Here is a 12,761-nt window from a genome sequence, read left to right as displayed (position 1 = left end):
CTGGCAGCACCGTCGCTGCCCGCCGAAAGGTAACTGATGGAAGATTCACCCGCCGTATCCCGGCGTGCCCTCCTGACCGGAAGCGGGGCCGCTGCCCTCACCGGATCGCTCGCACTAGCAACACCATTCGCCCAGTCAGCGGCAGCGGCACGCCTGAACGCCCCAGACAACGCACCGGCCAAGCCGCCCTACAAAGGACCAACCCGTATGCGCCCGACCTATCACTTCAGCGTCCCCGACAACTGGAAGAACGACCCCCAGCGGCCCATCTACATCGACGGCGAATACCACTACTACTACCTCTACAACGCCGATTACCTCCAGGGCGGCGGCGGCACATCGTGGCGCCGTGCCACCACCACCGACCACGTCTCCTTCCGCGACCGTGGCGTGGCCATCCCCAAGTTCAGCAACGGCAACGGCGACTGCTGGTCAGGCTGCCTTGTCATCGACGAACGAAACACTGCCGGCTACGGTGAAAACGCCGTCATAGCCCTCGTGACCCAGGCACCCCAAGGCCGCCAGGCGCAATACCTCTGGTACTCAACTGACCGTGGGCGTTCGTTCAAACCTGGTGGGACGGCGCCGGTACTTCCAAACCCAGGCGTGCAGGACTTCCGCGACCCGAAAGTCATCTGGGACGAAGACCGCAGGCAGTGGTTCATGGTCAACGCCGAAGGGCAGAAGCTCGGCTTCTACACATCTGCCAACCTGCGTTCCTGGCGGCGGGTCGGCGAGTTCGTCCGGACGGACCTTGGGTTGCTGGAGTGCCCGGACCTTTTCCGCATGACCGCCGACGACGGTACTTCGCACTGGATCCTGGGCACCAGCGCCAACGGCAAAGGCCGAGGACTGCCGGCAACATACGCCTATTGGACAGGAGCCTTCAACGGAATCACGTTTGCTCCGGACCATGCCGAGCCGGAGTGGCTGGACTACGGCTATGACTTCTACGGAGCAGTGACTTACCCCCACCACGACGCCTCCGGCGCGGAGGATGCCACCCTGCGCAGGGCGCTTGGCTGGGCGAACTTCTGGGACTACCCCCACAACACCCCCACCCTGGCGACCGACGCGTACAACGGTGATGACATGATCGTGCGCGACATCCGGCTCAAGAAGGCAGGCGGAAGCTACAGCCTCCTCTCGACCCCCACCACCGGCCTGGCCAACCATATCGAACGCACCCACCGCCTCGGGGACGTCGAGGTCACGGGAACCCATGACCTCGATATCAGTTCACTGGCCTATGACCTGACCTGTGAACTTGTATGGGACCCGGCGGCCCCTCCGTCCAACATCGGCCTTGAGGTCTGCCGTGCAGCCGGTGGGGGCCGGCACGTCGCCGCCGGTGCATTCCTCCGCGGCCCCTTCGCTTACGTCAACCGGCGGCCCACCATCAACCCCACCGGCGGGGAAAGCCAGACACCCATCGATCCCTCGGCAGGGCGCCTTACACTCCGTCTCCTGGTGGACCGGACCAGCGTCGAAATGTTCGTCGGAGACGGACGGGTGGTGCACTCACACCGGGTGTTTCCCCTGGAAGGTGACAACAACATCCGGCTCTACGCCAACGATGGAACGGCCACCTTCAGTGACCTCACGATCAACGAGATCAACGCGACGACTTAGCCGCTCCCCAATCAACACTGCCCGAGAGAAAAATATGGATTACCTCAAAGCAGCCTGCCCAGACGCCCAGCAGCCATTTGACGCCGTCGTTGTCGGCGAAGCGCTGATCGATGTGGTCACCGCCCCGGACAGCCAGGTTGAGCATCCTGGCGGATCGCCCGCCAATGTCGCCTATGGCCTCGGTCTCCTGGGGGTCACCACGGGCTTGCTCACGGCCATTGCACCCGATGAGCGGGGAAGAACTATCGAGAACCACCTCCACCGGGCAGGGGTAACACTTCTGCCTGGATCAAAATCCCTCACCCGCACCGCAACAGCGACCGCAACCCTCGGACCCGACGGATCCGCCGCATACGACTTCGACATCCGCTGGCAGCTGCCACGAGCAACGCCTGCCTGTTTCCCCCAAGTCCTGCACACCGGTTCCATCGCCACCTTCCTCAACCCCGGGGCCGGTGCCGTCAAAAGCCTGCTCGAACAAGCCCACAAGCATTGCACCATCACCTACGACCCGAACATCAGGCCATCGCTGCTTGGCAGCCACGCCGAAGCGAAGGCAACCTTCGAAGCAATCGGCGCACTGACCGACGTCGTTAAACTCAGCGACGAGGACGCCCAGTGGCTCTACCCCGCGAAAACACTGGAAGAAACCGCTGAGCACATCCTCCGCCTGGGCGCCAAGCTGGCGGTGATAACCAAAGGTGCTGCCGGCTCCCAATTCACCTCGCCGTCCGCGAGCATCACCATTCCCGCCGTCAAAGCGACGGTGGCGGACACCATCGGCGCCGGCGACTCCTACATGGCCGCACTGATCCTGGGCCTGCTCACCCGCGGCGCCGGGGGCTTTGCCCCCGCCGTCATGGAGCAACTGGGACGCACGGCAGCCGCAGCAGCGGCCATCACCGTGCAGCGCGCCGGGGCCAACCCACCCACCCTTGACGAACTGACAGCTGCTGTCGAAGCACACGCCTCCGCACCACGGGCTTTCGCATGCGACCAGGCATAAACAAAACGACCCCGCGGGCAACAAACGCAAAGGACGCCGTCTACCCTGTTAGGAGGAGCCAACAATGACGTCTGAGAAGACACCGGAGCACCAAGCCCCTGCGCATTCGCTGCGGTCCAGCAGCAGGTTTGCGCAACTCACCCGGCGTTCCATGCTGGGCCTGGGCGGGCTCGCCGTGGCGGGGGCCACTGTGGGGGCCTGGCCCCGACTTACCGGCGCCGACATTCCGGGCCGCGGCAGCAAGGCCCTGAACATCGCCATTCTGGGAACGGCAGCGGATGCGGCGGGACGCCAGGGCCTGATCCAGGCTTTCACCACCGCCCATCCCGACATCCCAGTGCGGCTGCAGGCGATTCAGGGTGCGGACTGGAAGGACTTCTTTTCCAAGATCCTGACCATGGTGGCCGCGGGAACGCCACCGGATGTGGTCTATGTCGCCACCGAAGGCGCCCAGTTGTTCGCCGACAAGCTGGCCGAGCCTCTGGATGGATATGTCCGCCGGGACGCCGCGGCGATGAGCGACTACTTTAATGACGTTCATCCGAGCCTGCTGGAAGCCTTCATGTACCAGGGAAGCCTGTACCAGCTTCCCCTGGACTGGAACGCGGCGAACATGTACCTGAATACCACCACCTTCGCGCAGGCCGGCCTTGACCGGCCGAGGGACGACTGGACCAAGGACGACTTCAGCTCCACCCTACGGGCCCTGCGTAAAGCCCGCCCCTCCGATTTCACCCCGTACTACTGGACCAACCGGCTTTTCGGCGGGGTGGTCCCGTGGCTTTACGCCAATGACACCAGCTTCCTGTCCGAAACGAAGGCGCCCGGCGGGGACTGGCTCTGGGACCGCTTCTACCCCACCGACCCTGCCCGCGGCACCCGTGGTGGCGGGTACCAGTGGCTGGCCCCCAACGCCGAGGACGGGCGCGTCATTGAAACCTTCGACTACCTGCGCGAGCTCGTAGCCGAAGGACTCGGCGTACGTCCCGAATCAGGTGGCGGCAACGCCCTGGTGGGCCTGTTCGGCAACAACCGCATCGGCACGACGCCGGCCGGTGGCTATTGGGCGCAGGGCCTGCACGAGGCCGGGATGACCGCCGATCAGTTCGACGTGCAGTTCTTCCCGCGCTGGCGGACCCAGCGGCACCAGTTCGGTGCTGCCGGCTACGCGATCATGCGCACCGCGAAAGACAAGGACGCGGCCTGGGAATGGGTGAAGTTCTGCTCCAGCCGCGAAGCGATGCAGCTGGCCATTCCCAAACCGAACACCACCCCCACACGCCGTTCGATGGTCAACGAGTCCTTCTACGCCGCCACCGGGCCGCGGCACTGGAAAGTCTTCTACGACACCCTGGACAGGTTCCCCACCTCCGGTCCGATCCCCGCCCCGCCGCAGCAGGCGGCCGTCGAAACTGCCCTGATGAAGAACGTCTCCACCGCGGTCAGCGGCAGCTCCGCCGATGTACGGGCCGCGATGGGCAACCTTCAACGTGACCTCGAACTGGCCCTGAGGAGGAATTCATGACCACCACGTCCACCGTCCCGCGGCCACCAGTGAAGCCACCGGCCGTGCGCCGGTCGTTTGTCGAGCGGTGGCTTGCAAGGATTTTCCTTGCTCCTACGGTGATCGGGATGGCCCTTTTCACCTTCCTGCCGATCATTGCTTCGCTGGTCCTCGCGTTCTTCCGCTGGGACATCGTTTCGGCACCGCAGTTCGTCGGGTTCGCCAATTTCGCCTCACTGGCACAGGACCCCACCGTCCGCGTGTCCTTCCTGAACACCATCGGGTTTGTGATTGTGGCGGTAGTCCTTCAACTCGGCATCGCCCTTGGCCTGGCCTCCATGCTTCAGGCCAGGATGCCCTCCTGGCTGAGGGTATTCCTCCGTTCCACCTTCTTCTTTCCCCTGGTCCTGTCCGCCGCGTCGGTGTCCATCTTCATGCGGTACATGTTCAACGAACAATTCGGCGTGGTGAATTGGCTCCTGTCGCTCGTCGGGATCCCCGCTGTGCCGTGGCTGACAAGCCCTGCGGCGTCCGCCGCCGTCGTCGTCCTGGTCTACGTGTGGCAGAACTTCGGGTTCTCATTCCTGCTCTTTCTCGGCGCCCTGACCAATATCCCGAAAGAACTGCATGAAGCAGCGAACCTGGATGGTGCCACGGGCTGGAAACAGTTCAGCAACGTGACCCTTCCGCTGATCAGCCCGACTGTGCTCGTGGCGTCCGTCATGGCCATCATCAGCGCCCTGCAGGTCTTCGACCAGCCCTATGTCCTGACCAACGGCGGCCCCGGCGACTCCACCCGGACCGCCGTCATGGTCATCTTCGAATCCGCCTTCCAGCAACTGGAGTTCGGCAAAGCCTCCGCCATAGGCCTGGTACTCACCGTGCTGATCCTTGCCGTCACCGCCCTGCAGTTCCGCCTTAGCCGCCGCTTCGTCTTCTACCAGTGAGGTCCGCCATGTCCAGCCAGACCCTGCACACCGGGACCGGCTTGCCTTCCGGTTCCACCGCCGAACCGCCCGCCACCCGTACGCCCCGCCGCTTGCCATCAGCCGGCACTGTCGGCAGATACGCAGCCTTGGCCGTGGCAGCGGCGCTGACCCTCGGCCCTGTCCTGTGGACCTTGTCCACCTCGCTGCGCACGCCGTCGGAATCGTTCAACCTGCCGCCCTCCTTCCTGCCCATCAACCCTGACTTCACGGCTTACCAGGAAGTGTTCAAGCAGATCAACGTCGGCCTCCTGGTCCTGAACAGCGCCCTGGTGACCGGCCTGATCGCACTTGGCCAGATGGCGTCGGCCACCCTGGCCGGCTACGCCTTCGCCCGCCTGGACTTCCGCGGTAAGAACGCCATCTTCTCGCTGGTGCTGGCCACCATGATGGTCCCGGTGCAGGTCACCATCGTCCCGGTGTTCATGCTGATCCGTGGAATGGGCCTGTCCGACACCCTGCTGGCCCTGATCCTGCCGGCCATTCCCACAGCATTCGGCACCTTCCTGATGCGCCAGTACTTCCTTGGCCTGCCGAACGACTTCGCCGAAGCAGCAGCCCTGGACGGTGCCGGGCCGTGGCGGATCTTCCGTTCGGTCTACGTCCCCCTGGCGGTCCCCGGCATGGCGATCGTCGGGATCCTCGCCTTCAACTTCCATTGGAACGAGTTCTTCCGGCCACTGATCCTTACCATCAGCGAACAGAATTTCACCCTTCCCCTCGGCCTGGTCACGCTCCAGGGCAACCTCGGCACCGGCAGCATCTCGGTGGTCCTCGCCGGCGTGATCCTGTCCATGCTGCCGGCACTGCTCGTCTTCATCTTCGGCCAACGAACCCTGCGAGAAGGCCTCACCGCCGGCGCCAGCAAATAGCGGTGGTGCAGGAAAGAAACAGGTCCGCGCAGTGGGGCGCATCATCTCGGGAGGGCACGGCGGGCCAGAGCGACGACACTCAAAGTATCTGAACAGGTTAAAGCAGAAAGCCCCTCCGACGAGGGGACTTGCTGTGCCCGAGGTGGGACTCGAACTACATTCTCGCCCTTGCAAACACTGGGAACCCGCGAAAACATCGGAAATACGGGCGCATTTGGAGGCAGTACGGGATAGTCCGGGACCAGGAGTGTGGACAAAGTCCACACTCCTTTTCCAATTAACTCGTGAAAGACGGGCTGTAGTGGTTAGTCAGGGAATCGCTTGCATCGCCGGGGTGGGTCCGTCGGCGCCAGTGGTGCAGATACTGACCCGGGGGTCGAAGGCGATGGCGCCGGGCTCGACTGCGATCAGTCCCCCATCCACCGGGATCGTGGCGGCGTTGACGTACGAGGCCTGATCGGAAAGCAGCCAGGCAATGACATCGGCGACCTCGGAGGATGCGGCCGGGCGCCGGCTTGGGACGAACGCTGTGGCGAGGCTATAGGCTTCCTCGCGATCGATGCCGCTGTGTTCAGCGAAGTCGCCCATCTCCATGTCGGCCATCTCTGTCCGGGTCCAGCCTGGGCATACTGCGTTGGCGCGCACCCCGCGCGGTCCGTAGTCGACGGCCACGGAATGCATCAACATGGCAAGGCCGGCCTTCGTGGCATCGTAACCGGCGATTCCAGCGGTAGCCCGAAGTGCGGCCGCCGAGGCCACCCCTACGATCGAGCCGTTGGCTTTGATCAGGTGCGGCAAGGCGGCACGGACTAGTAGGAAGGGCCCGGTGAGGTTGGTGCTGACCATGGCGTTCCAGTCTTCATCGGACAGCTCGCCGGCACTGCCGGCACGGACAATTCCGGCATTCAGAACCAGGCCGTTGATGGTGCCGAATTGATCCACGGTGTCCTCGACCAGCCGTTCCATATCGGAAACCGAATTGACGTCTGCGGCAACAGCGTGGGCGCCGGTTGTTTCAGCGACCTTGGCGATAGCTTCCCGCCGGCGTCCACAGATGACAACTTCCCACCCTTGGCCCCGGAGTGCTGCGGCGGTGGCGGCTCCGATTCCGGTTCCTCCGCCCGTAATAACTGCAACTGGTGTGGGGGTCATTTGGATCTCCCGGTTCTGTTTCGGAGTGTGTGCTGTTGCCGTCTCATGAAGGACTAACCCTTCGACTTAAACAAGGGTGCGGCGTACCTTTGCGCGTCATTCTGGTGGCTTCAATGCCGAAATGCTTTCCCCATCGACGATGGCGGATACCTTGCTGCCGCCAGAGGGGCGGCAGGAAGGTATCCGCGTCAGATTACTTCTCTGGCGTAGTCGATGTCGCGCTTGCTCCTGCCGAACACCAGGCCGCCAAGCATCGCGGCGGGAATGAGGACGAGCAGCCATTTCGCGGCGGCGTTGTCAGGCCCAATGAGGGAGTCGTAGTTCTCGATCGTCACGTAGCCGATGTAGGAGAGGATCAGGGTGGAGAGAGTGGGTGCGATCTTGGTCGCCCAGATACTGGTGTTGTCTTTGGTCCGGAAGAAGAACACGACGATGGATACGGACGCCACGATGAGGATGGTGATGAAGGCTGCCGTTGCCAAGGCGCTGAACCAGGCGAACACGACGGTCAGCGGATCTGCGCCGAAGACCAGGAAGGCAACCACGACGATGCCGACGGCCACGCCGTTGGCCAGGGCTGCGGTGGCGGGACTCCCATCCTTGGAAACGGTGGCCAGCCTGGCCGGCAGGACTCCGGCACGGCTGAGGGCGAAAAGGTAGCGGGCGAACATGTTCATCAGGCCCAGCAGCATGGCGAGGTAACTGGTCACGACGAGAACCTGCATGGCCATGCTCAAGACGCTCCCTCCATTTTCGGAGGCGAGGTTGAAGATGAATCCCGCAGGGTCATCCGTTGCCGCCTGTTGGATGTTGTTCACCCCGATGGCCCCTCCGATAACCCAGATGGAGAGCGTGTAAAAAATTCCGACAAAGGCAATCACGGCGTAGAGGGCCCGCGGGATCGTCTTGCGGGGGTTGATTGCTTCTTCAGAGAAAACCACGGTTGCTTCGAAGCTGGTGAAGCACAGGAAGGCGAACAGCAATGCAATGCCCAGGCCCGGGCTGAAGAGGTTTTCTGGCGTGAAGCCAGAGAATGTGAAGACTCCTGGCCCCTTGCTGGCAACGAGCACGATAACGAGGGCAGCCACTACGAGCGTTTCACCAATGATGAGGACGGCCAAGAGTCGGATGCTCGTGTCGACGCCCCGCATAGTGAGTGCCGTGGAGATCAGAAGCAACGCGACAATCCAGACGAGCGGGGGCACGGAGAGTCCCGTGATGCTCTCCAGCAACTGCCCGGCGAAGACGCCGAACTGCGACCAGAGCCCGACCTGCAAGCTGAGGTACATCAGCAGCGCCAGACCAGCTCCTGCCGTGGCCCAGGGTGTACCTAGGCCTTTGGCGATGTAGGCGACGAAGCCGCCGGCGTTGGTGACATACCTGCTCATGCGCAGGTATCCGACGGCGAAGAGTGCGATGAGCAGGGCAGCGATCGCGTAGATCAAGGGGGCTGCCGGTCCAACCGCAGCAAAGACCACGGGACCGGTGCCCACGACGGCTGCCATGGGGGCCGCCGCTGCGATGACGAAAAAGGCGATGGCGAAGACGCCGAGTTTATTTGAGCGGAGATGGCCTGCTTGCGGTGGGACAGGTGTGCTGGACGGCGTCTTTGCCGGCAACTCGCTGACATTATCAATCATGGGTTTTCTCTTTCGGGCAGATAATGGCCGTGGCCGTGGTCGGGCTTCCTCAGACGAGGAGCCGTGCCTTGAGTTTGTTTGTGAGCGCCGGAGTGATGCCGAGTCCGTCTTCCAAGTAGGAGTGACGTGATCCCCAGGCGTGCTCCACGCTGTGCCATGCGGCTTCGAGGTACCCTTGCCGCGCTTCCAGCAAGGGTGTGATGACTGTTCGCAGGTGCCTGTCGATGGGCGCGACGCTGCCTGCGGAATCTCTGATGAGGTATTGGTTCTCCGGCAATGAACTCTGAACGTAGTCTTCGAGGATTGCGGTTTCAGGTACTCCCAGGATGGTCAAAAGGATGGCTATTGCCCATCCGGTTCTGTCCTTCCCTGCCGAGCAGTGGACGACGACAGGCAGCTCAACTCGAGCCAATGACTGAAGGAAATTGGCAAATACCGATGGGTTGCCGGCTATGTCACGGGCATAGAGCCGGTGCATTACCTCTTCAGCCTCCGCAGCAGTCAGCGTCCTGCCAAGCTCGCTCACGTGACCTTCGCGAACCGCAGACCACAGGCACGCGTCCCTGCTGTCTTGAGCCTGAAGTGGCGTTTGTACAGCCGTTAGCGCAGGCACGCAACGGTCTTCGGCGTCGGATTCCCAAGGACTTCGCAGATCCATGAAGTGCAGGCGTGCCGCCTCCAGCCTCTGACGGTCCAGGGCTGTCGAGTATCCGAAGTGTCCACTCCTGTACACCATGCCTTCAGCCACACGGGATCCTCCGTGCGCTGGCAGTCCCCCGAGGCTTCGGAAGTTCCGGACGCCCTCAAGGGAGTTAGGGCCAGCCATGCCTGGTGTGACCTGTTTCATACATAAAAGGTAAACACTGAATGTTTCGTACTGCAATAGAACACGTTAAATGTTTGTTGCATGACTAGTTCAGAACTTAGGCATAGTGTTCAATGTTTTCAACCGCATCGGAGCGGCCGCGTACCTCTTCTTCAAAGTTTGCACAGACTGTTCACTTTTAGGATCTGATGTGCAATCATGTGAAGCAGATCACCAGCACCCCACACGAAGGACCAGAAATGAGTGCCTCCAACAAGCCCCTCTCCCTTCGGGAACGCAACCGCATGAGAACCCGCGGCGACATTCTCGACACCGCAGCTGAGCTGCTGAGTTCGGAGGGGTACGCCTCTACCGCGCTCGAGGTCCTCAGCCAGCAGGCGGGTATTTCGAGGGGCACCATTTATGCCCACTTCCCCGGCGGAAGGGACGAAATTGTCCGCGAAGTTTATCTGCGGATCGCCGACGCCGTGTACGTACGAGGGATCAGCTTGCGGGATGCCCTGACGGACCCCGGCGCAAGAATCACGGCGCTGGCCACGGCGTTGGTGGAGGCGACAAAGGAGCCCAAGGGCCGGTTCTACGGGGTGATGGGACCGGACCTGGTGTCAGCACTATCGGACGTCATGGGCTCGACTTCCCGCTCTTTCGAAGAGCTCATTGCGCGGGATCTGAAGGATGCCAAGGACAGCGGCACCTTGCCGGAGGACGCACCGACTGAGGCCTTGGCTGCAACGATAACCGGGGCGATCCGCGCTGCCGGGGCTGCTGCAGCACGTGAGCCGGCGAACGCCGGGCCAGCGGTCGCGGCTATCCGGTTGCTCATGGACGGACTTCTAGTACGAGCCACTGTCTGACCCGCCAAGGGTCCGAAAACCACTAACGGAGGAATTTGTGTCAACACAACACTACGACGTCATCGTCATTGGATTGGGCCCCTGGGGCTCATCGGCGGCGTGGCACTTGGCAGCCCGCGGCAAGTCCGTGCTCGGCCTGGATAAGTTCGCACCGCCACACATGCACGGCTCGCACGGAGGCGCCACACGGCTGGCCCGGCAATCCAGCAGTGCAGGAGCCCAGTACACCACCTTCACAAAGCGGACCTTTGAGTTGTGGGACGAGTTGGCCGCGAAAACCGGGACCCGGCTGTTGGAACGTTCGGGAACTGTGTTCGTCGGCGAACCCGGATCAATGTGGTTCGACAAAACGGTGGCATCCCTGAACGCGTCCGATTTTGAGTACGATGCCCTCAACGCGTCGACGGCACGGAAGCGGTTCCCTTGGGCCACGATTAAAGACGACGAAGTCGCCGTATGGGAGCCAAACGGCACCGTTGCCCTCGTCCACCCCGCCATCAAGGCCCTGCAGTCGGAGGCTCGCCGGCTCGGCGCAACCCTGCGCACGGGAGAAGCGGTTCAAGGCTGGGATGAGAGCGCTTCGGGCATCGTCGTGAGCACCGATCAGGGTAACTATTCAGCCGACAAGGTCGTCGTCACCGTGGGTGCCCGCGCCAACCATTTGATGCAACTGGATCTGCCCTACAAGGTGGACCGTCAGGTGCTGGCCAATTTCCGCCAGGACGGGCCACCGAAGACAGCCATCTACTTCGCCAAGCCCCCAGGATCGGACGAGGCACCGGCTTACGGTTGCTCCGAGCCTAACGGTGAATGGAAGTTCTCTGTCCCCGGGAAGGGAAACTGGATCGATCCCGAGGACCTCAGTCAGGACCTCAGGCCCGGAGACCTCGAACGGATCCAGGAAGTCCTCAGCGCCAGGCTTCCGGACATCGACACCAACCCGGTATCGACCACCGTATGCATGTGGTCTGAGGTGGAGGACGGCCATTGGGTTATCGGTGGACACCCGGAGTCGTCCAATGTCGTCATCGGCACCGGAGACATGGGCCGAGGGTTCCGCTATGCAGCGGTTGTTGGTGAAATGCTGGCCGATCATGTCGACGGCGTTTCCCGCCCCGAAACAAACCTGTTCCTGCCTTCACGCTTCGCCACAGCAAAGGCGTAAACAGTGACACCGGCAGATGTCCTGACCGCACCGTTACAGAGCTTGTGGGAGCTCGTGAAACAGTGCGAACAGTGCAGCCAGGACAACCTCCGACCCCAACACAGTGCACCTGCATTCGAACATCGAAGGACATCCAATCCTAATGACCATCGTCCCTGATACCGAAATCACCAGCATTGAGGCGGTGCTTTCGACGAACCCCGACTGGGGTGGCTGTCACGTCACCGCACATTCCCTCTCCGGCGGCCAGGCCCATAAGAACTACCTCGTCGAGGACGGTTCCCGTCGCTGCGTCGTCAAGCTCTGGAACAACTACTGGGAAACGGTAGGAGTTCTGCCCGCCGCCCACGTTGTTCTGGAAAACACGAGAATTGCCGCCGAGATCGGCGTAGGCGCGCCCGTCATAACAGTCTCAAACGAACCCTTGGCGCTGGCTCTCGACTTTGTTCCGGGAGGCCACCCGAGGCTACGCGACGACGATGACTCCGTCACCCGACTCGTCCCTGCCCTTCACCGGCTTCATCACTCCGGCCGCCGGTTCCTCAACGACATCAACCCCTTCAACCTGGCACGACAAAGGATGGAGGCCGCCAGAAGACAGGGTATCGAGCTGCCGCCCGGAACGTCAGCCATCCAGGCCCTGATGGACCGCCTGGAGACCGTCCTGGCCCTGGATCCGTCCCAGTTTGTTCCCTGCCATCTGGACATTTGGGATGCAAACATCATCAAGGACACCTCCTCGATGACCTACAACATTATCGACTGGGACCTCGCCGGCAACTCGGACCCGTGCTACGAGATCGGATTTATTGCAGCGCAAAACGGATTCGGGAAAGAGAGGGCACAGGCACTCTTCGAAGCCTATTTCGGCAACACTGACCCAGTAAAAATGGCCCGCGCCAGGCTCTTCATGGCGGTGGCTCATTGGTCCAACAGTGGACTGTGGATCACCGCAATGGGCAACGCTGCGCCCAACGACGACGCCGACTACGCAGGGGAACTGCGTACATGCTGGGAAGGGCTGATCACCGAAATAACAGCCCCTGACTTCCCCGACTTAATAAAGGCAGCCGCAAAACCAGCAGCTCTCGTCTAACACCCCCCGCCCCGCGTTAGCGCCTACC

11 protein-coding genes are annotated in these 12,761 nt (G+C 62.3%); 8 read left to right on the top strand and 3 right to left on the bottom strand.

Translation table 11 applies throughout. The features are described from left to right. Positions 1–36: 36 nt before the first annotated feature. The 5 genes from AC4EEV_RS00215 (at position 37) to AC4EEV_RS00195 (ending at position 6,000) form a co-directional block, all read left to right on the top strand. Complete coding sequence (locus AC4EEV_RS00215) at positions 37–1,632, top strand: glycoside hydrolase family 32 protein (protein ID WP_243835580.1); 1,596 nt, start codon at positions 37–39, stop codon at positions 1,630–1,632. A 34-nt stretch (positions 1,633–1,666) separates the two neighbouring features. Beyond that, entirely contained in the window at positions 1,667–2,638 is a 972-nt protein-coding gene (locus AC4EEV_RS00210) for a PfkB family carbohydrate kinase (RefSeq protein ID WP_018763811.1), read from the top strand. A 64-nt stretch (positions 2,639–2,702) separates the two neighbouring features. Continuing rightward, positions 2,703–4,163: an extracellular solute-binding protein gene (locus AC4EEV_RS00205; RefSeq protein WP_285318228.1), complete on the top strand. Its 1,461-nt coding sequence runs from the start codon at positions 2,703–2,705 to the stop codon at positions 4,161–4,163. Beyond that, a complete protein-coding gene (locus AC4EEV_RS00200) occupies positions 4,160–5,089 on the top strand; it encodes a carbohydrate ABC transporter permease (protein ID WP_491329880.1) in 930 nt (309 codons plus the stop codon). The genes AC4EEV_RS00205 and AC4EEV_RS00200 overlap by 4 nt, the downstream gene beginning before the upstream one ends. Positions 5,090–5,097: 8 nt before the next feature. Next, entirely contained in the window at positions 5,098–6,000 is a 903-nt protein-coding gene (locus tag AC4EEV_RS00195) for a carbohydrate ABC transporter permease (RefSeq protein WP_491329879.1), read from the top strand. A gap of 309 nt (positions 6,001–6,309) precedes the next feature. Here AC4EEV_RS00195 and AC4EEV_RS00190 read toward each other — a convergent pair whose 3' ends face one another. From AC4EEV_RS00190 to AC4EEV_RS00180, 3 genes are all read right to left on the bottom strand, one after another. Continuing rightward, on the bottom strand, positions 6,310–7,152 hold the full coding sequence (locus AC4EEV_RS00190) for an SDR family NAD(P)-dependent oxidoreductase (protein WP_491329878.1): 843 nt from the start codon (positions 7,150–7,152) through the stop codon (positions 6,310–6,312). 188 nt (positions 7,153–7,340) lie between these two features. Beyond that, positions 7,341–8,792, bottom strand: a complete 1,452-nt coding sequence (locus AC4EEV_RS00185; RefSeq protein WP_491329877.1) for an APC family permease — start codon at positions 8,790–8,792, stop codon at positions 7,341–7,343. A 49-nt stretch (positions 8,793–8,841) separates the two neighbouring features. Next, on the bottom strand, positions 8,842–9,618 hold the full coding sequence (locus tag AC4EEV_RS00180) for a tyrosine-protein phosphatase (RefSeq protein WP_491330919.1): 777 nt from the start codon (positions 9,616–9,618) through the stop codon (positions 8,842–8,844). A 239-nt stretch (positions 9,619–9,857) separates the two neighbouring features. On the opposite strand from AC4EEV_RS00180, the gene AC4EEV_RS00175 reads away from it, so the two are divergent. From AC4EEV_RS00175 to AC4EEV_RS00165, 3 genes are all read left to right on the top strand, one after another. After that, the gene (locus AC4EEV_RS00175; protein ID WP_491329876.1) at positions 9,858–10,472 is read left to right on the top strand and encodes a TetR/AcrR family transcriptional regulator; all 615 of its coding nucleotides are present in this window, start codon (positions 9,858–9,860) and stop codon (positions 10,470–10,472) included. A 37-nt stretch (positions 10,473–10,509) separates the two neighbouring features. Continuing rightward, positions 10,510–11,637, top strand: coding sequence for an N-methyl-L-tryptophan oxidase (solA, locus tag AC4EEV_RS00170; RefSeq protein ID WP_491329875.1), 1,128 nt, complete (start codon positions 10,510–10,512; stop codon positions 11,635–11,637). 142 nt (positions 11,638–11,779) lie between these two features. After that, complete coding sequence (locus tag AC4EEV_RS00165; RefSeq protein ID WP_491329874.1) at positions 11,780–12,733, top strand: phosphotransferase; 954 nt, start codon at positions 11,780–11,782, stop codon at positions 12,731–12,733. The last annotated feature ends 28 nt before the right edge of the window (positions 12,734–12,761 follow it).

It is taken from the genome of Pseudarthrobacter sp. MOO14, from assembly GCF_058267675.1.
Note: the sequence above shows the minus strand (reverse complement) of the source record. Positions and strands in the feature narration are given on the sequence as shown.